19 protein-coding genes and 3 pseudogenes are annotated in these 24,333 nt (G+C 41.5%); 8 read left to right on the top strand and 14 right to left on the bottom strand.

What is annotated here, in order from left to right; genetic code table 11:
* The first annotated feature begins 38 nt into the window (after positions 1-38).
* Positions 39-440 (top strand): DUF3127 domain-containing protein, encoded by a 402-nt coding sequence (locus tag PMEL_RS03175; protein ID WP_120173936.1) that lies wholly within the window; start codon positions 39-41, stop codon positions 438-440.
* A gap of 125 nt (positions 441-565) precedes the next feature.
* On the opposite strand, the pseudogene PMEL_RS12310 reads toward PMEL_RS03175, so the two are convergent.
* Both PMEL_RS12310 and PMEL_RS03165 read right to left on the bottom strand, forming a co-directional pair.
* Positions 566-781: pseudogene (locus PMEL_RS12310) on the bottom strand (hypothetical protein).
* A pseudogene (locus tag PMEL_RS03165) lies at positions 775-1,674 on the bottom strand (IS1380 family transposase); the annotation flags it as partial. The pseudogenes PMEL_RS12310 and PMEL_RS03165, both read right to left, overlap by 7 nt.
* Before the next feature lie 161 nt (positions 1,675-1,835).
* On the opposite strand from PMEL_RS03165, the gene PMEL_RS03160 reads away from it, so the two are divergent.
* From PMEL_RS03160 to PMEL_RS03140, 5 genes are read left to right on the top strand one after another with little or no spacing between them, the layout of a single operon-like run.
* Positions 1,836-2,462, top strand: coding sequence for a CDP-alcohol phosphatidyltransferase family protein (locus PMEL_RS03160; RefSeq protein ID WP_120173935.1), 627 nt, complete (start codon positions 1,836-1,838; stop codon positions 2,460-2,462).
* A 27-nt stretch (positions 2,463-2,489) separates the two neighbouring features.
* Positions 2,490-3,530 (top strand): patatin-like phospholipase family protein, encoded by a 1,041-nt coding sequence (locus tag PMEL_RS03155; protein ID WP_089366022.1) that lies wholly within the window; start codon positions 2,490-2,492, stop codon positions 3,528-3,530.
* Entirely contained in the window at positions 3,527-4,282 is a 756-nt protein-coding gene (locus PMEL_RS03150) for an SDR family NAD(P)-dependent oxidoreductase (RefSeq protein WP_120173934.1), read from the top strand. Before PMEL_RS03155 ends, PMEL_RS03150 begins: the two co-directional genes overlap by 4 nt.
* Entirely contained in the window at positions 4,264-5,556 is a 1,293-nt protein-coding gene (locus tag PMEL_RS03145; RefSeq protein WP_120173933.1) for a phosphatase, read from the top strand. Before PMEL_RS03150 ends, PMEL_RS03145 begins: the two co-directional genes overlap by 19 nt.
* A complete protein-coding gene (locus PMEL_RS03140; protein WP_009011241.1) occupies positions 5,537-7,234 on the top strand; it encodes a bifunctional alpha/beta hydrolase/class I SAM-dependent methyltransferase in 1,698 nt (565 codons plus the stop codon). Before PMEL_RS03145 ends, PMEL_RS03140 begins: the two co-directional genes overlap by 20 nt.
* Before the next feature lie 20 nt (positions 7,235-7,254).
* On the opposite strand, the pseudogene PMEL_RS03135 reads toward PMEL_RS03140, so the two are convergent.
* Positions 7,255-7,761, bottom strand: a pseudogene (locus PMEL_RS03135) (DNA glycosylase AlkZ-like family protein).
* Positions 7,762-7,971: 210 nt separating this feature from the next.
* Between PMEL_RS03135 and PMEL_RS03130 the strand changes: the two are divergent.
* The gene (locus PMEL_RS03130; RefSeq protein ID WP_231999401.1) at positions 7,972-9,138 is read left to right on the top strand and encodes an IS4 family transposase; all 1,167 of its coding nucleotides are present in this window, start codon (positions 7,972-7,974) and stop codon (positions 9,136-9,138) included.
* Between the two features lie 434 nt (positions 9,139-9,572).
* Here PMEL_RS03130 and PMEL_RS03125 read toward each other — a convergent pair whose 3' ends face one another.
* The 11 genes from PMEL_RS03125 to PMEL_RS03075 form a co-directional block, all read right to left on the bottom strand.
* Positions 9,573-11,012: an NADH-quinone oxidoreductase subunit N gene (locus tag PMEL_RS03125; RefSeq protein WP_120173932.1), complete on the bottom strand. Its 1,440-nt coding sequence runs from the start codon at positions 11,010-11,012 to the stop codon at positions 9,573-9,575.
* Positions 11,013-11,024: 12 nt separating this feature from the next.
* Positions 11,025-12,536, bottom strand: coding sequence for a NuoM family protein (locus PMEL_RS03120; RefSeq protein ID WP_120173931.1), 1,512 nt, complete (start codon positions 12,534-12,536; stop codon positions 11,025-11,027).
* A gap of 4 nt (positions 12,537-12,540) precedes the next feature.
* Positions 12,541-14,595 (bottom strand): NADH-quinone oxidoreductase subunit L, encoded by a 2,055-nt coding sequence (locus tag PMEL_RS03115; protein ID WP_120173930.1) that lies wholly within the window; start codon positions 14,593-14,595, stop codon positions 12,541-12,543.
* Positions 14,596-14,607: 12 nt separating this feature from the next.
* The gene (gene nuoK, locus PMEL_RS03110; RefSeq protein WP_004360908.1) at positions 14,608-14,916 is read right to left on the bottom strand and encodes an NADH-quinone oxidoreductase subunit NuoK; all 309 of its coding nucleotides are present in this window, start codon (positions 14,914-14,916) and stop codon (positions 14,608-14,610) included.
* Complete coding sequence (locus PMEL_RS03105; RefSeq protein WP_120173929.1) at positions 14,913-15,452, bottom strand: NADH-quinone oxidoreductase subunit J; 540 nt, start codon at positions 15,450-15,452, stop codon at positions 14,913-14,915. Before PMEL_RS03105 ends, nuoK begins: the two co-directional genes overlap by 4 nt.
* 12 nt (positions 15,453-15,464) lie before the next feature.
* A complete protein-coding gene (locus PMEL_RS03100) occupies positions 15,465-16,001 on the bottom strand; it encodes a 4Fe-4S dicluster domain-containing protein (RefSeq protein ID WP_120173928.1) in 537 nt (178 codons plus the stop codon).
* Between the two features lie 12 nt (positions 16,002-16,013).
* Complete coding sequence (nuoH, locus tag PMEL_RS03095; protein WP_120173927.1) at positions 16,014-17,105, bottom strand: NADH-quinone oxidoreductase subunit NuoH; 1,092 nt, start codon at positions 17,103-17,105, stop codon at positions 16,014-16,016.
* 44 nt (positions 17,106-17,149) lie between these two features.
* A complete protein-coding gene (locus PMEL_RS03090) occupies positions 17,150-18,724 on the bottom strand; it encodes an NADH-quinone oxidoreductase subunit C (RefSeq protein ID WP_120173926.1) in 1,575 nt (524 codons plus the stop codon).
* Positions 18,725-18,742: 18 nt separating this feature from the next.
* A complete protein-coding gene (locus PMEL_RS03085) occupies positions 18,743-19,669 on the bottom strand; it encodes an NADH-quinone oxidoreductase subunit B (RefSeq protein ID WP_120173925.1) in 927 nt (308 codons plus the stop codon).
* A complete protein-coding gene (locus tag PMEL_RS03080; RefSeq protein WP_120173924.1) occupies positions 19,660-20,010 on the bottom strand; it encodes an NADH-quinone oxidoreductase subunit A in 351 nt (116 codons plus the stop codon). The genes PMEL_RS03085 and PMEL_RS03080 overlap by 10 nt, the downstream gene beginning before the upstream one ends.
* A 633-nt stretch (positions 20,011-20,643) precedes the next feature.
* Positions 20,644-21,534 (bottom strand): ATPase, encoded by an 891-nt coding sequence (locus PMEL_RS03075; protein WP_120173923.1) that lies wholly within the window; start codon positions 21,532-21,534, stop codon positions 20,644-20,646.
* 186 nt (positions 21,535-21,720) lie between these two features.
* Here PMEL_RS03075 and PMEL_RS03070 point away from each other — a divergent pair, with 186 nt between their 5' ends.
* Positions 21,721-24,084 (top strand): mechanosensitive ion channel domain-containing protein, encoded by a 2,364-nt coding sequence (locus PMEL_RS03070; protein ID WP_120173922.1) that lies wholly within the window; start codon positions 21,721-21,723, stop codon positions 24,082-24,084.
* The last annotated feature ends 249 nt before the right edge of the window (positions 24,085-24,333 follow it).

Raw genomic sequence — 24,333 nt, 5'->3', positions numbered from 1 at the left:
AGAATAAAGTATTAAAATAACCAAAACAAGTAAGATAAATGGATTTACAAGGAAAAGTAATTGCTGTCCTTCCTGCACGTGAAGGAACTTCAGCTCGAGGACCATGGAAGTCACAAGAGTATGTGATTGAGACACACGACCAGTACCCAAAGAAGATGGTTTTCAATGTTTTTGGTGCTGATAGAATTGAGCAGTTCGCTATCAAGGCTGGTGAAGAAATCAATGTAAGTTTTGACATTGATGCACACGAGTACAACGGCCGTTGGTTTAACAATATTCGTGCATGGAACATTCAGCGTGTAGACGCTACAGCTGCTATGGCTGGTGCACCTGTTGCTGCAGCTCCTGTTACTCCTCAGCCAGCTCCTGCTGTGCCACAGGCTACTCCATTCCCTCCTGCACAACCAGAGGAGAATTCTACAGATGACTTACCATTCTAATAGAATTACACGATTTTCCGATATAAATAAAGACAGACTCTCTGATTTAGTAGAGTCTGTTTTTTGTTTTAACAGATATTCTTATTACTAAAAATCTTAGCTTTATACCTTATTATATGGTGATACTATGAGTTGTAAACACAATGTCTATAAAAGCAAAACCTATTATCAAATTTATAGTACCTCAAATCCGCAACTAAGCCTTTCAACATCCTTATTGCATTTACACATCCTCTCATTACTGAATTTGCAGATAATTTGAATTTGAAACACCCACTTCTGCCTACAATATCCCCTTACCCCACAATGTGACTTGAGGCAATACGCAGTATTATTCCCAAAAATCCTGCATACCATCCATCCGTTTCTGTCTTTGAATCACAAGTCGGTATGCTTTACCCTTCCACTTCTCAACAAGGATAGAGTTCAATTCAAACTCAATGCCATTGATTTCCTCTGTTTTCCAGCCTTTGAGAGCAAAGGTGTCATTGTAGATCGAACTGCAGCGGTTAGCACGGATATAGAAGGACTTGCTGTGTTTTTCTATTTCCTCCACGATTTCCTTGGAGCATGCTCCACAATCAGTTCTGAAGCGATTGATAATGAGCCCATTTTGTTCAAATCTCTCAAAGAACCTCTTCTGCGTGTTCTTCTGATGGAAACGAACATTTGTGTTACCATTGCTATTCTCTATACCGACTATCAAATCGCCAATAACCGACACGCCAGGGCGATAACCAAAGAACTTCTTGTATGTAGGCTTTGCATCATACTTCTCTATCTCTATGATCTGATGGTCGAAATCAACATCATACATCTCACTCCCTTTCAGTTAGCCAGATGCAAATATACAATTGAGCAATAAAGTATTGAGAGTGTCAGCCGTATTGAAATCGTAGGTCTTGCCCATATCTGATGTCTATGAAATGTTTTCTTGCGTCAACTCCTTTATCGCTCTGAGGATAGTATCAGAGCTACAAGTGCGAAGTGTCAGATGAAGCGAGAGGTGGTTCATCAAATGAGTAGTGACATCCTGGGGTACATGATCCGCCACAGAAGTAGATACTCATGAGAGAACGAATGATTTCGCTGTACTGATAACCGAACGATTTACACCTTAGACCGAGGGTTGAGTCGATTACAGATGATAATGTGTGGAGTCAAATTGCTCCATGATTGAAAATAACACCCCAAAAGGAGTGAGTCTCTCAGATTTAATTTGTATCTTTGCCATGTCCATCGTCGGATTCTCTTGTTTTTTTTTTGCAACACTAAGATAAGTGAAAACTCTGACATGGCAAAATCCTGAGCAACTTTTTGTTGCTCTGGTACTTAAAAAGTTTAATTTATAATAGTGTTGCGGAATTAAGAATATTCATGTAAAACAAAGTACTTATGATATCTGTCTATTCCATCAAACCGCAGTTTCAACGGGTGTTAACGCCTATTTTAGAGTTGTTGCATCGTGCAAAAGTTACTGCCAACCAAATCACCTTGTGGGCTTGTGTCCTCTCACTTGTCATCGGCATTTTGTTTTGGTTTGCGGGCGATGTGGGTACATGGCTCTACCTTTGCCTGCCTGTGGGACTGCTGATACGTATGGCCCTGAATGCCTTAGACGGCATGATGGCTCGTCGTTACAATCAAATAACCCGAAAGGGAGAGCTGTTAAACGAAGTGGGTGATGTCGTTTCGGACACCATTATTTATTTTCCGCTGTTGAAGTATCATCCCGAAAGTCTTTATTTTATTGTGGCTTTCATTGCCCTCAGCATTATTAATGAATACGCAGGAGTGATGGGAAAGGTGCTGTCGGCAGAACGACGGTATGATGGTCCGATGGGCAAGAGCGACCGTGCTTTCGTTCTCGGCCTCTACGGGGTGGTCTGTTTGTTTGGTATAAACCTTTCAGGATATTCCGTTTACATCTTTGGGGTTATCGATTTGTTGCTTGTACTCAGCACGTGGATTAGGATAAAGAAGACGTTAAAAGTAACCAGGAATTCGCAAATGCCTGAGTAAACCGATGGTATTGATAAGCAGTGGAGTATGAAAAAGAAACCTTATCCAACGGTTGCGGTTTTTTCTGGCGGTGGTACACGTTATGCTTTGTATCTCGGCATGTATGCGGCGATGCAACATTATGGTGTAAAGCCCGACCTGCTGATTGCCGCTTGCGGTGGCAGTATCGCTGCCAACATCATCAACTCGTTTGCTACCGACGAGCAGCGAAAGGCCTTTATACAGTCGGAAGAGCTGTATCGCTTTGTGCAAAACACCCGAATGACACGTTTCAAAATGCTGTATAAGATAGGTGTCTATTGCCAGCGCAAGGTGCGAAACACATTCTATGCTCCTTATATAGAAAATATTTTCGATAAATTTATCGTAGACATGCCCACCGACATACGCCCGCTTTTGCCCTCGTTGGCTGTTCGACCAACCCTTCCCACCATCGTAGTAGGTGCCCGATTGTTGTTTGACAGGGCTGACATCGGTAAAGAAAGAAACGGAAGAAAACTTTATCGGAAGGTGCTTTTTACCGATGCCGAGACAGCTAGAAACATCGATTTGCCGGCTGTTAACTGCAATTTTAAAAGCTATGAGGGTAGTGCCATCGACTCGCAAGTTGAGCTGTTTCAAGATGTTCCCTTACCCATTGCCACCCGAATATCTGTTTCGGATATGTTCTACGTTCAGCCCGTGCATTACAAAGGTGCCTATTTTGCGGGCGGAATTATTGATTTGATGCCCATAGAACTGGCCGAACAACTTGGCGAAACAATTATCTTTGAGAAGAAAAAAGGGTTTGGCACCATCGACGAGGCACTTATTAGAGCCGTATTTGGATATAGTGGAAACCGCCGATTACAAGAAGTGATGACGCATTCGGTGAACTATTGGGTAGACACGGCCGACATGAACCAGGCACTTTCGGGCCATTACATCGAAAAAAACATCAATCTTCTGAAGCTCCAGGTAGAACTGAAACTGCCCAAAACCTATGCCCAGTTTGTAAAAGATATGAACTTTCAATGGCAATACGGATACGATAGGGTTGCCCAACATTTTAAAAACAAACAGGTATGAACATCTTTATTACGGGCGGAACATCGGGTATCGGCTTGGCCTTGGCGCGGTTTTATGCTGCCAAAGGCCATCGGGTGGGGGTGTGCGGACGAAATACGGCACGAATAGACAGGAGTGATGAGGTTAACAAACTGTTGCTTGCATACCAGCTGGATGTGTGTGATAAGGACGCATTAACCGTTGCCGTAGAAGTGTTTTGTGCCGATAAGGGGTTGGACATGATGATTGTTGCTGCTGGATATTACCGTAACGGCGTTACTGAAGAAGTGGATTTTGAGCAGACTTCACAAATGTTGAAGGTTAATATCGCGGGTGCATTGAATGCGATGGAAGTGGCACGAGAAGCAATGAATGCATCCGGCGGACATTTGGTAGTGATTGCTTCGGTGGCAGGATTGTTGCATTATCCGTGCGCAAGCGTATATGCCAAGTGCAAAAGAGCATTGATACAGATAGCCGATGCTTATCGCCGAAGTTTTGCCGACTATCAAATAACGGTTACAACACTTGTTCCGGGCTACATAGACACGCCACGATTGAGAGAGATATACCGTAATGACCTTTCCAAATGTCCGTTCTGCATGCCCTTAAATCGGGCTGTTGAAACAATGACAAAGGCCATAGCGCAGCGCAAAGAACAGGTGGTGTTTCCGCCAAAAATGCGCCTTTCCATCGCTTTTCTTTCGCTTTTACCCACTTGTTTGTTATCGGCTTTTATGCACCGAAAGACATTATGGAGCATTCCCAAATAAACAACAAAACTGTATGGACGTGTAAGCGGCCCTTGCCAAACGGTTTGATGCAGCGTTGCGGTATAGATAACAAATGCTTGCAAGTAAGCAAATACATCGCCCTTGTTATTTGTTGGGGTGTATTCTATGCTGTTTATACTTTTGCTGCAAGCTATGCGGCATCGCTTAAAGAGGTGTCTTCGCTTTGCTTTTCGTTTGAAAAAGCCATACCGTTTGTACCTTTTGCCATCTATTTTTATAGCAGTAGTGTGGTGTTTTTTATATGGGTTTTCTTCCTCTGCAATACTTTTCGGCAGCTGTCGACATTAAGTAAACGCATCGTTTTTATAACCGTTTTATCGGGAATTTGTTTTATTATTTTTCCGTTAAAACAAAGTTTTGTACGTCCGGAAACAGCCCATATCTTGTTTTCTTTCATCAATACGTACGATACACCTTTTAATCAGGTCCCGTCTTTACATATAGGTTATGCCTGCATCTTTTGGAGTGGGGTGCGAAATAGCAGGTTCAGAAACTTACTGAGAATGTGGTTGGTGTTGTTAATGCTGTCTACCCTTTTGGTGTATCAGCACCATTTCATCGATATTACTACTGGTTTGATGGCAGGTTTTCTGACGTTATGGATGTTTCCTTACCGTAAAAAGCGCAACCAACAAATAGCAACGGTTTACTTTTTTGTTGCCGCTGTGGGGTTGACGGCGTTATTGTTTGCCATCGAACATTCTGTTTTAGGAAGTATTTTTTTATTGTGGGGCATACTCGTCTTGCTTTTATTGGGCCGTGCTTATTATCGCTCTAATCGACATTTTCTTAAAGACGACCACGGTTGCATCGGTTTTTTGCGTTATATTTTCTATTTTCCCTATATCGCAGTGTATCGCATATTGTGGTTGTTTTCTCGTCAGGCACCTGTAGAAATTGCACCCAACATCTTCGTTGGAGGCTTGCTTTCATGCCGTTCTGCTCGGAAATTCGCCATGTTGGGAGAGGTTTCGGTGTTCGACCTTTCAGCCGAATTACCCGAAAACGCCTACTTTCGCACATCGGCAAATTACCATTGCTTTCCGCTTTTGGATATTGCCACTATCCCCAAAGCCTGTGAGGAGCGTATTGTAAATACGGTTTTAGAGAAGATGAAAGCCGAAGATGTGCCTCGAAAGCTATATATTCATTGTGCAATGGGCCGTTTTCGGAGTCGCCGAATAGGTGAAACGGTGCAGTTAATGATAAGTAAAAATTTAACCAAAGATAAAAATGGAAACAGGAACATTTAAGAGTTTTGACAACGCAGATATTTTTTATAGGGTGTGGAATTACAACCCTTCGCAGAAAACCATTGTGATATTGCATCGCGGGCACGAACATTCGGGACGTTTGCAAGCCTTTGCCGAGAACGAGCAATTTGTGCATTTCAACATCTTTGGCTTTGATATGCGTGGACTGGGGCATACTTCGCAATCCGTTTCGCCCCATTTTATGGACTATGTACGCGACTTGGATGCTTTCGTAAAATACCTCTATGAGCAGTATGGAATTGTTGAGAGAGACATCTTTGTGGTGGCTAACAGCATTGCAGGTGTAATTGTTTCGGCGTGGTGTCACGACTTTGCGCCCCGTATTGCTGGTATGGCACTTCTTGCTCCTGCGTTTACCATTAAGTTATATGTGCCTTTTGCAAAGACGGGAATTGCGTTGGCAGCGCGGCTCTTCAAACACCTAACAGTGCCCAGTTATGTAAAATCGAAGGTGTTGACACATGATGTGGAACAGCAAAAGGCGTACGACACCGACCCGCTAATTACTAGAGAAATTGATGCGCACTATCTCTTGGATTTGCTGAAAGCAGGAAAGCGTATAGTAGAAGATGCTGCTGCCATAACCATACCGACGCTATTGCTCTCTGCCGGTAAAGATTACGTGGTGAAAGACGATATGCAAAAGCGGTTTTTTGTTGACATCAGCTCCACCCAAAAGCGGTTTGTCAAGCTTAAAGGGTTTTATCACGGGCTATTGTTTGAAACGCAACGTGAGCAGGTTTACAATCCTATTGCTGAGTTTATTAACCGCTGTTTCTCACTCGAACAACCGCCGGCGACCTGTATGCCTGATAAATTTACAGTTGACGAGTATAACAAAATGACTTTGAATATGCTTCCCCGAATTGAACGTTGGGGCTTTCGGATGCAGAAATGGATGCTCCATCACTTGGGATTTCTTAGTAAAGGAATGCGTGTGGGACTAAAATATGGTTTTGATTCGGGTATGTCTCTGGATTATGTTTATCGCAACCAAGCACAGGGATGCGGACCAATTGGGCGATGGATAGACAAAGGCTATCTTAACGCCATTGGTTGGCGAGGAGTAAGAATACGACGAGAGCATCTCATCGCAACCGTAGAAGAGCGTATTGAAACGCTTAAACAGCGCAATGAACCCGTGAAAATACTCGATATTGCCGGTGGGACGGGTAATTATTTGTTCGACATCAAACGCAAGTTTCCGGAAATAGAAGTGGTTATAAACGACTTTTCGGAAGCAAATATTGCTTTCGGCGAGGCACAGATACAACAGCAAGGACTTCAAAATATACGGTTTACTCGTCTTGATTGTTTTAATAAAGACTCATATCGACAGCTGAATTTTGAACCTAATATTGTTATTATTTCTGGTATATTTGAGCTGTTTGGTGATAACGAGCTTGTTTGTAAGGCCATCTCTGGTGCTTTATCCGCACTGCAACCGGGCGGCTTTTTGGTCTATACTGGTCAGCCTTGGCACCCTCAGTTAAAAATGATTGCTTTCGTATTAAACAACCATCAAGAGCGTGATTGGATTATGCGGCGGCGTTCGCAACGCGAACTAGACAGTCTTTTCGCCTTTTATGGCTTAACCAAATATGGCATGAAACTCGATAACTTCGGTATCTTTACCGTTAGTTATGGAACGAAATAAGTTGCAAACGGGCTTTTTCTTCAGCCGCAGACAAATTTGTTGGGGGCGTTGTTATCAAAGTAAGATGTGTTGATGGCGATGTTTCGGCGTGTCAAAGTCATTTTCCAATTATCCGTCGCCCTACCATTTTGTAGGATAAGGGGAAAGAAAACACCGTTAGTAAATGCTTTGCTGTTGTGAGAAGCTTGCAAAACATCGCCGCGATACTTGTAGGCAATGATGTATTCGTCGTAAGCAGACAGAAAGATAAATCTTTCTTTCTCTTTGATGCCGATTGAAGAAGATTCGTGCAGCAGATAAGTTTTATCGTTGAAAACGACCTTTTGAAACTCTTTTTCAATAATTTCAACGCCCAATCGCGCCTCTTTCACTGACAATCCCGATCACCAACAGAAGTCGTCTAACGTTGCTGGGGCATGACTTCTAAAGTAATTGCGTGCCAATATGCTCAACGCCTCGTCTTTTGTGGGTAAGGGTATAGGGGCTACTCGCTCGTCTAAGAGCATGTAGGTATGTGCGTTTCCCACTTCAGGGCCGCTGCAAATGAGTGCCTCGCATTCGGTATTCTCCAAAAAAGGTTCATAAAAACAGTGTCCGAAGGTAAGCCTTTTTCAGCCATTCGTTCTGTAATTTGCTGTTTGGCAAGGCTCTTTCCGCCGCTCAACATGTCATAGATATGCTGGTTCGCGGTGTTGTACATCTGCTCGGAGAGGGACACTCTTTTATTGCACTTCGTTTTGGAACTTGCATCTCTGAGCCAAGCTCAGGGAGGTGAACACTATATAAAGAAGTTTGACGCATGGCATCATCTTGTCGTCATGCTTTATGCAGTAATGATGCGTTTAGACTCTCTGCGTGAGATAAAGGCCTCTCTCTTTGCTAATGTTAATCGCTTTAATCATCTTAGTTTAAAGCATTTTCCTTATCGAAGTACCTTGTCAGATGCAAACAAACGTCGAGATTCCGAGATATTCGGTTCAATCTATATGAACTTATATGAGAAATACCGCCATGAGCTTTACTCGGACAGCCGAAATTGTGGACAGCCTAAATGGCTGAAGAATCTAAAGATAATAGATTCTACGACAATAAGTCTGTTTTCTAACTTGGTCTTTAAAGGTGTAGGACGTAACCCCAAAACTGGTAAGAAAAAGGGTGGAATAAAAGTACATACAGAGATATTCGCCAATGAGAATGTTCCAAGCGATATCAAGTTCACATCCGCAGCCAGTCATGACCAATTTGCACTTATTCCAAAACGATACGCCAATGAGGAACTGATTGCTTTTGACAGGGCCTATATCAACTATGAAAAGTTCTCAGAACTCACGCAAAGAGGCGTTATATATGTAACTAAGATGAAAAGTAATCTTAGCTTTGAAAGAATTGCTGATACAGATTATGAGATGACAACAGATTATGGAGCTGTACATGTAGAAACCATTATCTTTCATAAGCATACAAAGGAAAAAGATATCTACCATAAAGCAAGAAAAATTACATATCAGGATAAGACTAAGAAAGGGAAAATCAGATTAATATCTCTGCTGACCAATGATTCTCAGATGTCGACAGAAGATATTATTGCTATCTATAAGAAACGATGGCAAATAGAAACCTTATTTAAGCAAATAAAACAGAATTTCCCTCTAAGATACTTCTATGGAGAGAGTGCGAATGCTATAAAAATACAAATATGGATTACGCTTATAGCCAACCTGCTTATAACACTAATGAAGGACAAAATAAAGAGACCTTGGAGTTTCTCAGGCTTGGCAACAATGATAAGAATTCTACTTATGAGTTATGTCTCAATACAAAGATTCTTTGAGCAGCCACATAGAGACTGGGATAGATTGATTACCCAGGTAAAAGCCCCACCAGAAGAGTTGTCATTATTCTAGGGGGGCTTGGAATTTGAAATTAGAACTAATCATGTGCATTTCAGCTGGATTGAGAGAGAGTATTGCAGCATGTAGAGGTTTTATCGGACAGCAATATTACTTTCTTGAAGCTTATATGACTATATTTATGTAAATGTTTTTGCGAGTAATTGATAACCTATTACAAGCTATTCTGTACTTAGCACCATTGGTGTTTACCATCAGCACAACACGTGCTGGGCACAAACACGATATGTGCTAAATAATAATACATCAGAAAAAGATGAGAGGGAGAGAGCATTATAATAATCATATAATAAGAGATTAATGACTTACTGATACAGAAAGCGGTATCATCTCTTACCCATCAAAAGACATAATCAACAAAAAATCGCCCAAGGATTTACCGAAACCCTTGGGCAATTTATATACTTATTTAATAAGTCTGTTGCCTATTAAACTGCTGCTGCAATCCACTCATATACAAAGCTGCAAACACCAAAGAGGAGAATTCCTGCCATGCAAACAGCCAACGCAAACTTAGTGTTACAATCACTCTTGAAGGTTGGCAATGGGTTGTCTGTACGAACAATATACATTGCCTTTACAATCTTAAGATAGTAGTAGAGTGAGATAACAGTGTTGAGCAATGCGATGAATACAACTCCGTAAGCCCATGCTCCCATTGTGGTGTTGATGTCAGCACCATTAACACCTGACATGAAGATGAAGAACTTAGAGAACATACCTGCAAACGGAGGAATACCACCGAGTGAGAACATTGCTAAGGTCATCAAGAAGCTCAGACGTGGGTTGGTCTGATAGAAACCATTGTAATCATCTATATTAGTCTTACCACCATTGTTCTGCTCTACAACTGAAATGATTGTGAAGACTGCCATGTTAGCAACAACATAAATCAAAACATAGTAGCTAAGAGCGGCTACTGAGTTTGCCCAATTATTACCGACTGCAGCCAACATAATATAACCTGCCTGTGAGATAGAACTGAACGCCATGAAACGCTTCAATTCATTCTGACGTACGGCAAAGAGGTTGGCAATAGTAATTGAAAGAACAACTACAATCATCAGCAACACATGCCAATACTCCATCAAACCACCGAAGACATGGAAAAGAATACTCAACAATGTGAAAGCTGCAGCACCTTTTGAGATTACACTCAAATAACCAGTAACGGTTGTTGGTGCGCCTTGATAGGTATCAGCTGTCCAGAAGTGGAATGGAACAAGAGAAATCTTAAAACCAAGACCACTAAAGAAGAACACGAGACCCATAATTGCCAATGGAGTTGCCTCCATCTTTGTAGCAATATCAGCAAAGTAAAGTGTACCGAACTGTCCATAAAGGAAGCTGATACCATAGAGCATTACACCACTCGAGAAGGTTGCTGTCAAGATAAACTTAGCTGCACCCTCTGCAGAGTTCTTGCGATACATATCGAAGGCAACAGTACATGCCAAAGGCACAGATGCCATTTCAAGACCAAGGAAGAACATCAAGAAGTTACCTGCACTCATCATGGTGAACATACCGAGCAATGTTGAAACGATGAGCATATAAAACTCAGCTTCTTTACCACTCTTTGCAGCCCAAACACGACTCTGAACCACAACAATAAAGGTACCCATAGAAAGGATTGCCTTCATTACATCAACAGCAGGTGTTGTTTCATACATACCACCGAACAGACTCTGTGGGCCCATAGGACAAAGACACACAAATGTGTTCAGAAGCAAGAGTACAGAAGCCAGCGGGTTGAACCACTTGCGTTCTTCAGTCTTTGCCGTTACAAAGTCAGCAACGAACAAAACAATCAGGATGGCAATAAGACTTGCCTCCGGAATCATCTTAAAGAAATCACTATAATTCATTTCGCCAGTTTATTAAAGATTACCCAAATTTGGTATATATGTAAAGATGTGATCAAAGATAGGATGAACCGCATCCATAATCATATTCTCAAAGAAGAGTGGGCAGAGACCTAAACCTGCAACACAGAAGATTAAGCAGCCAATAGCGAATCGCTCGTCCCATGTTGCATCATGTAACTCATAGAACTTCTTATTTGGAATTTTCTGGAAGAGAATCTTTCCTACCACTCGTAAGATGTAAACAGCTGTAATTACAATTGCTGTACAAGCAATGATTGTTGCTACACGATGGAATGTTCCTGCATTCTCGAATGAACCTACGAAGATTGTCATCTCAGCAACGAAACCTGAGAAACCTGGCAAACCAAGGTTAGCAAGACCTGCTACCACATAAGATACAGCCAAGAATGGGATAACCTTCATAAGACCTCCAAGGTAACGAACATCACGTGTTCCTGCACGGTGATAAATCATACCGATACATGCAAAGAACAAGGCTGTCATCAAACCGTGTGAAAGCATCTGTAGGATTGCACCTGTGATAGCTGTCTGTGTAGTCATAACCAAAGCGAAGAGTACCATACCACAGTGTGAAACTGAAGAGTATGCATTGATATACTTCAAGTCGGTCTGTACACAAGCTGAAAGTGCACCATATACTACAGAGATAGTTGTCAACACGAGGAAGATTGGTGCCCACATCTCCAATGCGTCAGGCATAAGGAACATTGCGATACGCAAGCAACCATAACCACCAAGCTTCATCAATACACCAGCGTGGAGCATTGATACGGCTGTAGGGGCTGAGGCATGACCGTCAGGAGACCATGTGTGGAATGGGAACAATGCACCAAGTACACCGAAACCAATGAACACCAATGGGAAGAAAATGTTCTGTACATCCTTTGGCATAGCGTGTAAACGTGCCAACTCGATTACATCCATTGTGGTAGCACCACTGAAGTAGTAGATACCAAGAATACCGAGTACCAAGAGAGCAGAACCACCCATCAACATCAAGGTAAGCTTCATTGCTGAGTACTCCTTTGGACCAGTACCCCATACACCGATGAGGAGGTACATAGGAATAAGAGCTACCTCGTAGAACATGAACATGGTGAACATATCCGTAGAGATAAAGAAGCCAAATACACCTGAAGACAAGAGTACAAACCAAAGGAAGTACTCCTTCTTCATTGGTTCAAGCTGCCAGCTGGCAAAAGTACCTGTGAAGACGATGATTGCAGAAAGTAAAATCATTACAACAGAGATACCATCTACACCTACAGAGAAGGCGATATTTAGAGGCTTAAACCACATTACGGAGTTTGTCAACAGCATCGCATCATGATTACCTGCGTTGCGCTGCTGAACGAAATAAACAGTCAGCCAGATTGCACCTATCAAAAGTGCCGTAGAGCCGGCTACCATCACGCCGCGTACCTGATTATCGTTCTTCGCAACCCAAAGGGCGAAAAGCATCAGGACGGGGATAATTACAAATACAGTTAATATCCAACTCATTTCTTTAAATCAAGCAAAGTAATACTAATGTTAATGCTACTGCACCGGTAATAAACCATACAGCATACTGGCGTACGTCGCCACTCTGCCATGAGCGAAGTGACTCACCAGCCTCTTGTGTACCCCAAGCCATAAAGTTGAAAGTACCATCAATAACATGACGATCAAACCATGCTATTGGAATAGAGAAGCAACGGAACACGATCTTGTGTGTAAAGAACTGCCATGCATTATCAATATAGAATCTGTTGAGGGCAGCCTTGTGCAAACGTGGGAATGTACGTTGCAAAGCATCAGCAACAGGCTGTTTCTTGCCCATGTACATCCAAGTTGCAAGAGCAATACCGATAACTGCTGCTATGATACTGGTTGTAGCAATGCTCCAGTCAAGATGAATATCATAGCTGAGACCATTAGCACTAACAAAGTGACCGAATGGAATCCAACCTGCAGTGATAGAGATAATTGCAAGAAATACCAATGGACCCCACATTACGAAAGGAACTTCCTGTGGACGACGACGATTCTCTGGGTCCTGCTCATAGTAAGACTCTCCCCAGAAGATTACATAGTAGAGACGGAACATGTAGAATGCTGTCATACCAGCTACGAGTGTCATAATCCACTTCAAAGCCTGACCTTCTACACCAGGAAGTGCATTACATGCTGAGATAATCTCATCCTTAGAGAAGAAGCCTGCAAATGGAGGAATACCTGCAATTGCTAAACAACCAATCAAGAAACAGATATTTGTAATAGGCATGTATTTGTGCAAACCTCCCATATACTCCTTAAAGTTGCTGCCAATGATAACAATGATAGCACCAGAGCAAAGGAAGAGCAATGCCTTAAACATAGCATGAGTGAAGAGGTGGAACATTGCTGCCATATAACCGAGACCTCCGTGATGAAGATACTCTGGGCTATTAAATGAACCATGCTTACTGTCATAGAAACAAACACCAAGTGCAACAAGCATGTAAGCAATCTGTGAGATAGTAGAGAATGCCAAACCACGCTTAATGTCACGCTGAGCACAAGCTACTGCTGCGGCATAGAAAGCAGTAAATGCTGCAATCCAAGCAATCCAGTGGAGCTGCTCCTGTGCACCGAACTGTACATAGATAGGCAACAATGATGCTACCTGGAAAACACCAGCAACAACCATTGTAGCTGCGTGAATCAATGCAGATACTGGTGTTGGACCCTCCATAGCGTCTGGCAACCAGATGTGCAATGGGAACATTGCAGACTTACCAGCACCACCAATGAACATTAAGAAGAGAGCTGTTGGGAGTACCCAAGCTAACTCTGGATTAGTTGCCAAGCCATTCAATGTCTCTGCAAGATCAGGATTGACACTAAGGTCATAGTTGAATGTTCCTACATAGAAACTAAAGAACAAGATACCTATCAAGAAGAATAAGTCAGCAAAACGTGTTACAATAAATGCCTTCTTGCTGGCGTGTACTGCTGTGTGCTTTGGATAATAGAATCCTATCAACAGATATGAACATACACCTACCAACTCCCAGAAGAGATACATCTGAAAGATATTAGTTGCTACTACGAGGCCAAGCATTGACATCGTAAAGAGTGACAGGTAGGCATAGAAACGTTGGAAGCCATGCTCATACTCCTCAAACTTATAGTTCTCATCACGTTCAGCCATATAACCGAATGAATAGATGTGAACCATCAAGCTAACAGTAGTAATGACGATTAACATCATCACACTGATTGGAGAAAGACGGAAACCAATATTGAATGTCAAAAGCTCAGTAAACTTCAACCATGTAATGTTGAAGACTGTAACAGTTGGGTATGTACCATTTGCCAAACGACCATCTGTTACATTGAAGGTCTCGCCCATAGCTGTATACTCACCAGTATAGAAAAAATAATGGTAAGCTGTATAGAGGCTAAGCACAAATAGTGTACCCAACATACAGGTGCCGATAATACCAGCGACCTTGCGAGGCATCTTCATACCGAACAAGCCAAGCACAACAGCGCTTAGGAACGGGAGAAGAAGTATCAAAAATGCGTAATCGAACATATTTGTTTCTCTTTATAATTTCATATTTTCAATACTGTTCACCTGATCGCTGTGGAAATGACGGTAAACATTAATAATAATAGCGAGTGCAACAGCTGATTCGGCAGCGCTTACACCGATAGAGAAGAGCGTAAAGAACATACCCTCATATCCATCAGGGAAAAGCAAACGGTTGAATGCAGCGAAGTTGATATCAACGCTATTGAGAACTAACTCTACGGAAATAAGCATTGCAACAAGGTTGCGACGGGTTACGAAACCAAATACTCCGATAAAGAACAATAGTCCACTAAGGACAAAGAAATATCCTACTGGTATCATTTGCTTTCCTCCTTATTTTTGTTATTCAGAATTACCAAGCCACCGATGATGCAAGCCAAAAGGAATACAGAAATGAACTCGAATGGGAGAACATAACCATATTTATCAGCTGTCATCAAGTTATGACCAATGGTTTCCATTGTAACCTCATTTGATAAAGAATCTCCGCTCACAACAGTTTGACGTAGAACTTCATTCTTCAACATAACGAGTACTACTGTTCCAAATCCAACTAAAGCAATGAAGGCTGCAAGGAAAGTACGCTTTCCTAACCAACGCTCAGAGAGTCCCTGCAATGTACGCTTGCTTACCAACTGGATAGCAAAGATATACATCATAGTGATACCACCAGCATAGATACTGATTTGAGCAGCACCAAGGAATGTGTAATCGAGCAGGAAGTAGAGACCTGCAACGCCAAAGAGCACAAACAGCAATGCTGTCGCAGCTCGCATGATACGCTTCGTCGACACGCAGAATACGGCTGAAGCCAGTATAATAACGGCGAGAACCGCAAACATAATTAATCTTGCCATATCTCTAAACCTTTATTTCTTTTTAGTATTGAATGTTCCAACCTTCCAGTCAGCACCACCATCAATAAGACCAGGCAGTGATCCGCCTTCATAAACTTCCTTATCAAGGTGAAGAATTAACTTAGAACGGTCGAAGACAGAATTCTCGAAGTCATTCGTAAACTCAATTGCATCAAAGTTGCAGGCATTAACACACAACTCACAGAACATGCAATCACCTAAGTCATACTCATAATCAACGAGCTGCTTCTTCTTTTTACCTGTCTCTTCATTGGTAACCATCTCAGAAAGAATTTTGATAGTACCATTAGGACAAGCCTTCTCACACATTGTACAAGCTGTACACTTGTGATTCTTTTCTTCGTCACGCTTGAAGACCAAACGGCCACGGTGACGCTTGGCTACGTGAAGGGTTGTCTTGCGGTTCTCAGGATACTGCTCGGTAGATTTTGGTGTGAAGTACTCCTTCATTGTCACCTTCATACCCGTAGCAAGTGTCTTGAGCGCACTCCCGACCTCACCAAAATATGATTGTTTTTTATCTTCCATTCTCTTTAACCATTAATAGTGAATTGTCCATCCAAATGCAACACATACAGTCATCAACACAAGGATAACCAATGATAGTGGCATAAGATACTTCCACTCTAATTTCAGAATCTGATCGATACGGAGACGTGGGAATGTCCATCTAATCCACATCAGCAAGAATACAACTGCGAATGTCTTACCAAGGAACCATACAAGGCCTGGAATATAATTCATAACAGCATCAAAGCCATCTAATCCAATGTTCAAAGGAGCCCAACCACCTAAGAATACGGTAGTTGCAATACCTGCTACAACAAAAAGATTAAGATACTCTGCCAAATAGTAGAAACCGAATCCCATACCACTATACTCAGTGTGGTAACCTGCAGTCAACTCACTCTCAGCTTCTGCCAAGTCGAACGGACCACGGTTAGCCTCTGCATTACCAGCAACACAGAATACGAGGAATGCCAAAGTAGCAGGAACATGTCCCTGTACTATCAACCACTGCCAAGGACCAGTCTGTGCTTCAACAATACCTGAAATCTGCATTGTACCTGTCAGGATAACTGCTGAAATCAAACAAATACCTAAAGACAACTCGTATGAAATCATCTGTACAGCACCACGCATAGCAGAAAGGACAGAATACTTGTTGTTACTACCCCATCCTGCAATAAACACACCAATCACGCCAATAGAACTGATTGCTGTTACGAGGAAGATACCTACATTGAAATCCAAGATATGAGCACCCTTATTCCAAGGAAGGAAAGAGAATGTACCGACAGATGCAATGATTACTAAGAAAGGAGCCAGATAATAAAGCAGTTTATCTGCCTTATCAACAGCAAAAATCTCCTTAATCAACATCTTCAATACGTCGGCAATGACCTGCAAGGTACCCCACCATCCTACTCTGACAGGACCGATACGGCACTGGAAGTAGGCGCAGACCTTACGCTCCATAAAGATAAGTACAATTGCAAGTAGAGCATAAGCAAGAAGTATTGCCAGTCCCACCGCAACGCACTCAATCAGAACGGTCCAGAAGTTACTCAAGCCACAAGTGACGCGGAGTAACTCATCGAACCATGTTGTTACTATTCTAAAATCGAACATAGTATGATTTTAATTCTTAATTGATTACTTTAATGATAACCTTGTTAGCGGTCAATATCAGGAATAACAAAGTCAAGCGCAGCACCAGTAGTCACCAAGTCGGCAATCTTCTGACCACGCAACATCTTATCCATAGCACCAACAAGTGTCAAACCCATAGGACGGAACTTCAAACGATATGCAGTCTTGTCACCACGTGAATCCAGATAAGCACCAAACTCACCACTTGCACCCTCAACAGAGAAGTACCACTGTCCTTCAGGAACCTTGATGATTGGCTTCTGCTTAATATAGAACTCACCCTCAGGGATGTTATCAATCAGCTGCTCAATGATGTTAAGACTCTGATAAATCTCCTGAATGTGACAATAGTAACGATCCATAGAATCGCCATGGGTCAAGGTAATCTGCTCAAAGTTAACCTTGTCATACATTGCGTATGGATGGTTCTTACGAACATCATTCTTCCAACCACTTGCACGACCAGCAGGACCAGTAACACCATAGCTGATGCAATCCTGCTCATTCATTAAACCAACATTACGGAAACGCTGGTGGGTAATAACATTATCACCAAAGACATCCAGATACTCCTGAACCATTGGACGCAAGTACTTGCAGAGTTCTTTGACATTTGAAACAAAGTTTGGATCAATATCAGCCTGCAAACCACCTATTCTATAATAGTTCTGAATCAGACGACCACCGGTTGTCTCCTCCATTACATTCAGCACATGCTCACGATCACGCATACCATAAAGGAAAGCAGTGAGAGCACCCAAGTCCTGAGCGCAACAAGATGTATAAAGAAGGTGGTTATCAATACGCTGCAACTCATCCATAATTGTACGGATGTAGAGGATACGGTCAGACAACTCAATGCCCATACCTTCCTCTATAACACCAACAAGCGCATGACGATGCATCATTGCTGACAAATAATTCATTCGGTCAGTCAATGCCAACGTCTGAGGGTATGTGAATTGTTCACAAAGTTTCTCAATACCACGATGGATATAACCCAAGTGTGGATAAATCTTGGTTACAGTTTCACCATCCAACACCGTCTGCAAACGAAGCACACCGTGAGTAGATGGGTGCTGAGGACCAATATTCACAACAAAGTTATCATCAGTAAACAGCGGACGCTGTGTACCAACGAGTTCACCATTCTTATTAAGATTCCATTCTGTAGTTGTGTCGAGTTCTACATCATCCTCCGTAGTGTACATGTTCTTTTCAGGATCCATGTCATAGTCCTTACGGAGTGGATAACCCTGGAAGTCATTTCTCAAGTAGAGACGACGCATATCAGGGTGACCGAGGAACTTAACACCATAGAAGTCATAGACCTCGCGCTCTAACAAGTCAGCATCAGCCCAAATATTGTAGACAGAAGGAATAACATGCTCCTCTCCTACCTTCTTTGCAAGCTGCTTAACAGAACAACGCTCGTGCGTATTTGTATTCTCAAGAATATAGATACATCCAAGACCTTCCTCTGCACCAAAGTCTTCGCCGACAACAGTTACAAGGTAATCGAAATGTTTCTCATTCTTCAGCCTTGCCATTTCTGAAGCAAAGCTATCAAAACCGAATTCTTTATTTTCTAATTTCATTCTCGCGTACCTTATATATTAATTGTTAGTAGCAGTCTCGTCTGCAGCCTTAGTTGCAGCATCAATCTGATCGATTTCCTTACCCAGCGTCTCAACATCTTCTTTTGTTACTGGCTGATTAACGACAATCGTATCTTTCTTTGGAGCAACAGGCTCAGAAGAAGGAGTAGTAGCCTCTGTTGGTTTAGCAGGAGCATCAGCTGGCTTTACAGTTGCAGCAGCTGGTTTCTCAACAGGACGAGCAGGCTTTGGAGCTGGCTTTTTAGCTTCATTCCAAGCTGCCTCACGCTTTTCCTTAATCTCCTCAGGGTTGATGCCCAACTTCTCATTAAAGATAAGTTCGGCATTACTCTTACCCAACTCACGCTCCTCAGCGGTTTGCTTGTGGTTAACACCACCGAAGAATTTCTCAACCTTCACCTTACGCTGAAGCTGCATCATACCATAGATGATAGCCTCTGGACGTGGAGGACAACCTGGGATATAAACATCCACAGGGATAATCTCATCAATACCACGCATAACGTGATAACTATCCTTAAACGGACCACCAGAGATAGCGCAACCACCAACCGCAATTACATACTTTGGTTCAGCCATCTGGTCATAGAGACGCTTCAAAGCTGGAGCCATCTTGTTTGTAATTGTACCGGCACACATAATCAAGTCTGCCTGACGAGGAGAGTTACGTGTTACCTCAAAACCGAAACGGGAGAAGTCATAACGTGAACAACCTACAGACATAAACTCGATACCACAGCATGATGTAGCAAAGGTCAATGACCAAAGAGAGTTACTACGACCCCAGTTGATAAGTTGGTCTAAGTTACCGAGAACGAGGTTAGTACCACCATCGTTCAAATCGCTTGCCATTTTGCTAAGCGTGTCGTTGTCTTTCCATTCATCGTATGGAAGAGACTTGATTTTTGGCTTTCTTATTTCCATTCAAGTGCTCCTTTCCGCCAAGCATACGCAAGACCAAATACTAATACCAGCATAAAGAAACCAATCGTAGCAAGTGCGAGTGGTCCCATTGTCTTTACGACAACAGCCCAAGGATAGAGGAATACAGTCTCCACGTCAAACATCAAGAAGAGGATAGCAAAGAGGTAGTAACCGATATGTACTGGTAACCAAGAGGTTCCGTAAGTCGGAATACCACACTCGTAAGGCTCACCCTTCGCCGGATTGTATGAACGCGGACCAATCCACTTAGCAATAGCATAAGCTGCTACTACCAAGAATGCGGCCGTTATCAAAACGGTAACAAAAAGTGTGAAATACATAAACTTTATATAGCTATAATTTAATTGTTCAATCTTGCTCTAAGAAAACTTGTTTTAAAACGTGTGCAAAGATACAAAAATATTTGAGAAAGTCTGCAAATTAAACAGAAAAACATACCACTTTTTGCAAACTCTACTTTACAAACGACGTATAGGCAGATTCACAAGACTAATATCATCAATCTATCAAATACGATGTGTTCATTTTCTATTATATTCAAGTGTCTGACAGAGCTACCAATGTGAAATTTCTACAACAAGCTATTAAAAGACAAAACGGTTTAAGGTTTAGTACTATTTGGTAAGTATTTACCATATTAGGTAGCCATTAGTCTATCATAATAATTCTTTATAATAACCATAATGCCCCACCCTTCTCATCTTCAATCAATGTGTTGCTGCCCAGCACATATCGTGTCGATGGTAAACACGAATGGTGCGGAGGGTTAATCGCCTTACAATATGCCACTAACATGGAGTTGACTTGTCATTAGAAATAAGTTATATTACCAAAAACGAACTAAACAAGAACACTTCGGTGACTTATCTTTCAAAAGCAAATACAATGTTGTTTATTGAAAAGAAAGTTTGCACACAATAGAATGTTGTTGCCGATGTATCAGCCAGTAATAATTAAGAATAATATTCTATCAATCCCTCTATTGGAGATGCTATCACTTTACCAACTTGATAACCGAAACTATTGGCACTTTCTCTCAACTGTTCTTCAAAAGCAGCAGCGACTCCACCAACCGCAGAAATAGTACGAGTAAAAGATCCCGAATATTTCAAAATATTCTTTTTAAAGAAGTTATCGAAGTTACATCTTACTAATGATTCTAATTCAATGTGTTGCAATTTTTCTTTAATAAACTTTGAACTGCTTGCCAAGAAGCGATTCGCAAGAGGTTGACGATAGACTTTATCTATAATCTCAGGATAGGTTAAACCACTCCACTCTAAATATAAATCGTGTATCTCCGCAGACAAATCACCCTTAAAAATACCATTGAGAAGCATCTTACCAAGCACAGCCCCACTACCTTCATCTCCTAAGATATAGCCCAATGGAGGAATATTTGCCACAATTTGTTCGCCATCATACAAACAACTATTAGCACCAGTTCCTAAGATACAAGCGATACCTTCCTCATGTCCACAAACAGCATGAGCAGCACCCAATAAATCACTCTCCACCTTTATCGAAGCAGATGGAAAAGCTGCAGCAAGTGCTTCACCTACAACTGGCGATAGAGCCTTTGTACAACCTGCTCCATAAAAGGCTATCTGCGTAACCTTTTCAGCAATATCATACTCCTTAGAGATAGTGCCACTTTGCTCTGCAGCCTTATATAATGCTGGTATTAGCTCTTCTGCTAACGCCTTCAAGATAACGTCTTTCGACTGATGAAAAGGGTTCAATCCTTGTGTACGAACTTTAAGAACGCACTTACTGGTATCTGTTGGCAGACTAACCAATGCCCAGTCTGTCTTAGAACCTCCACTATCTGCAATCAATATCATAGTATACTTTTTTCGTGCAAACTTACGATTTTTTATCCGTTTATATGCCTTATGCCCAAAGAAAAGCATGTACAAACACATCTTTTGTATCATTTTACATTTCTATATAAGTCTAAATGACAAACTTTCCGTACCTTTGTAGACATTAAACCAATCATAAGAACTATTCTTTACAATAAAACAGATATGCGCAAAAAGCTATTCTTTATCACTATATTGCTGTTCATCCTGACTCTTCCAGCAAGTGCTGTACTACAAGAAGACTCACTGAAGAACTCACTTCAAGTACTTCGCCACGAACTTATCAGTCAGCATATTGAACAGACAAAGCAGCTGAACAACTCAAGATTCATAACTGAACAGGTGACAAATCAGCTAAAAGAAATCGGTGATAAGTCTGCACAGGTGTCATTGATGCTCTATTCGCAGAAAACAGACAATATCTTTGACCTCACCTATGCATGCCAACAAGCATCTGAGCTATGGAAAGACTTTCAAACAAAGACACGTCCTTTCCATGACCTTATTACAGAGAGTAACGAGGAGATAGCACGCTACGACTCCCTTGTCAACGTTCTTAGTACGATGTACACCATTGGTCTTACACCTAAGATGAAGACTGATCGTAACGTATGTCTTACGCTTGCAGTAAGTATTCGGAGGATGCTAAAGGAGCGCAATGACTCTTATCAAGAGTATATCCAATACTACAAATACAGCCAGCAGCAGTTGCAAGCACTTGATGCTTATGCCCAAAAAAGATATGCTGAGATTCAGTCTGGCATCTTTACAAACGCTGGAGACAACTACTTTAAGTTTCTCAAGTCGGTTAGTTTCCGCATCAGCCAGATGAGCACAACACTCTCTGAGAAATACACACCAAATACTGTCATCGTATCACAATGGGATGTAAAATGGATTATCACCCTCTTTAGTATGATTCTGATTTATGGGTTGATAGCCATTATCATCAATTATCTGAGTATTCGATTCCTTGTAACGAGAGTGATGAAGACCAATCGCTTTGAACAGAAGAATCAAAGCTTCCTTGCCAAGCGTACATGTATCATTATGCTTGCATCTGTCATCACATTTAGTATCGTACTTATTATCATCCGATTATTCTCGCCTTCTAACTTCGTACACATGGCTTGTAGCCTACTCTTGGAGTATACATGGATGTTAGCAGTCATCTTTGCTTCCCTACTTCTGCGTGTAGAGGCTTCACAGACACATAATGCTTACCGCATTTACTACCCGCTGATTATGATAGGTTTCTTTGTCATCGCCTTCCGCATTGTGATGCTACCAAGCTCTGTCGTAACCCTCCTCTTCACCCCTCTGTTGCTCATTGCTACTTTGTGGCAGGCAAGAATGATTCACAAATACCATAAGCTTGTTCCACGTTACGACTTGAATTTTGCATATATCTCTCAATTTGTATTCATCTTCTCACTTGTAAGTGCATGGATTGGATACACTCTGTTTGCGGTGCAGGTAATTATTTGGTGGTCAATGCAGTTGGCTTGTATTCTTACTATTGCTTTCTTTAAAGATTATCTGAACCAGTACAGAGAGAAACATCCTATCAAAAAGCTGTCACCCTATAAGGTTTGGTTCCTTCGATTTATTGATATTGTCCTCATTCCAACAACCTTGGTAATATCATTTATCATTGCTATTTACTGGGCAACTGACGTATTCAATCTTAGTGGCTTAACATGGAACTTGTTCCGCACTAACTTTATTGATTCAGATAAGATTCAGATTAGCGTTTACTCGATTGCAGTCGTTATTATCTTATGGTTCATCTTTAACTACCTTAATCTGACAATTAGAGATGCTATTAAGTTATATCTCCAAAGAAATGATCCATCTACGGCTGAAGCACGTGCTACGATGTATATCAATGTACTGCAGGTAATTGTATGGGGTTCTTGGTTATTGATTACACTTGGCTTATTCAAAGTTAGCAGTACATGGCTGGTAGTCGTAACAGGTGGTCTGTCAACAGGTATCGGTTTTGCCATGAAGGATATTCTGGAGAATATCTATTATGGTATCTCTTTGATGGCAGGACGTATTAAGATTGGCGATTACATTATCTGTGATGGCATACGTGGTAAGGTTAGTTCTATCAACTATACCTCAACAGTGATTGATGCGCTCGATGGTTCAACAATTGCTTTTCAGAACTCACAACTCTTCACAAAGAACTATAAAAACATGACTAAGAACGATGGTTATGAAGTGGGAGTTATTGAAGTAGGCGTTGCATACGGCACTAATGTAAAAGAAGTAAGAGAACTTCTTATAGATGCTATAGCGAAACTTGGTATCACTAATGAAAATAAGGATATTATTGTCAGACTTAAAAGTTTCGACGATAGCTGTATTACACTGAAGATTCTTGTTTGGCTGAACGTGTTAACACAGGGAGATGATATATCAGTTGTTATGGAATGTATCTATGATACGCTGAACAATAACGGCATTGAAATCCCATTCCCACAGCGTGAGATTACAATTAAGCATCAACATGAAATCTAACACATTAGTCTATTTACTTAGGTATAAGGACTATAGGTAGGTAAAATACACTCCATTTTGTTAGTCAGAATAGGCTTATTTCGTCATATATATGATGACGATTATAAGCCTTTTTACCCTCTCCTACAATTGTGTTGAGGCTTAGCACGTGTGGTGCGAATGCTTAACACCAATGGTGCGAAGGGCAAACTCCAAGCTATATATTATTGGAGAGAATGCAACTCAACGTTTGGAACGATGAGTACAAGT

Source organism: Prevotella melaninogenica (assembly GCF_003609775.1).
Taxonomy (GTDB): Bacteria; Bacteroidota; Bacteroidia; order Bacteroidales; family Bacteroidaceae; genus Prevotella; species Prevotella melaninogenica_A.
The sequence above is the reverse complement of the archived record's forward strand: the minus strand, read 5'-3'. Positions and strand labels throughout refer to the sequence as shown.

What these genes read in the sequence shown, in the direction of transcription:
- PMEL_RS03175 (WP_120173936.1), top strand. Translation starts at nt 39, where the DNA reads ATGGATTTACAAGGAAAAGTAATTGCTGTCCTTCCTGCACGTGAAGGA.
- PMEL_RS03160 (WP_120173935.1), top strand. Translation starts at nt 1,836, where the DNA reads ATGATATCTGTCTATTCCATCAAACCGCAGTTTCAACGGGTGTTAACG.
- PMEL_RS03155 (WP_089366022.1), top strand. Translation starts at nt 2,490, where the DNA reads ATGAAAAAGAAACCTTATCCAACGGTTGCGGTTTTTTCTGGCGGTGGT.
- PMEL_RS03150 (WP_120173934.1), top strand. Translation starts at nt 3,527, where the DNA reads ATGAACATCTTTATTACGGGCGGAACATCGGGTATCGGCTTGGCCTTG.
- PMEL_RS03145 (WP_120173933.1), top strand. Translation starts at nt 4,264, where the DNA reads ATGGAGCATTCCCAAATAAACAACAAAACTGTATGGACGTGTAAGCGG.
- PMEL_RS03140 (WP_009011241.1), top strand. Translation starts at nt 5,537, where the DNA reads ATGGAAACAGGAACATTTAAGAGTTTTGACAACGCAGATATTTTTTAT.
- PMEL_RS03125 (WP_120173932.1), bottom strand. Translation starts at nt 11,012, where the DNA reads ATGAATTATAGTGATTTCTTTAAGATGATTCCGGAGGCAAGTCTTATT.
- PMEL_RS03120 (WP_120173931.1), bottom strand. Translation starts at nt 12,536, where the DNA reads ATGAGTTGGATATTAACTGTATTTGTAATTATCCCCGTCCTGATGCTT.
- PMEL_RS03115 (WP_120173930.1), bottom strand. Translation starts at nt 14,595, where the DNA reads ATGTTCGATTACGCATTTTTGATACTTCTTCTCCCGTTCCTAAGCGCT.
- nuoK (WP_004360908.1), bottom strand. Translation starts at nt 14,916, where the DNA reads ATGATACCAGTAGGATATTTCTTTGTCCTTAGTGGACTATTGTTCTTT.
- PMEL_RS03105 (WP_120173929.1), bottom strand. Translation starts at nt 15,452, where the DNA reads ATGGCAAGATTAATTATGTTTGCGGTTCTCGCCGTTATTATACTGGCT.
- PMEL_RS03100 (WP_120173928.1), bottom strand. Translation starts at nt 16,001, where the DNA reads ATGGAAGATAAAAAACAATCATATTTTGGTGAGGTCGGGAGTGCGCTC.
- nuoH (WP_120173927.1), bottom strand. Translation starts at nt 17,105, where the DNA reads ATGTTCGATTTTAGAATAGTAACAACATGGTTCGATGAGTTACTCCGC.
- PMEL_RS03090 (WP_120173926.1), bottom strand. Translation starts at nt 18,724, where the DNA reads ATGAAATTAGAAAATAAAGAATTCGGTTTTGATAGCTTTGCTTCAGAA.
- PMEL_RS03085 (WP_120173925.1), bottom strand. Translation starts at nt 19,669, where the DNA reads ATGGAAATAAGAAAGCCAAAAATCAAGTCTCTTCCATACGATGAATGG.
- PMEL_RS03080 (WP_120173924.1), bottom strand. Translation starts at nt 20,010, where the DNA reads ATGTATTTCACACTTTTTGTTACCGTTTTGATAACGGCCGCATTCTTG.
- PMEL_RS03075 (WP_120173923.1), bottom strand. Translation starts at nt 21,534, where the DNA reads ATGATATTGATTGCAGATAGTGGAGGTTCTAAGACAGACTGGGCATTG.
- PMEL_RS03070 (WP_120173922.1), top strand. Translation starts at nt 21,721, where the DNA reads ATGCGCAAAAAGCTATTCTTTATCACTATATTGCTGTTCATCCTGACT.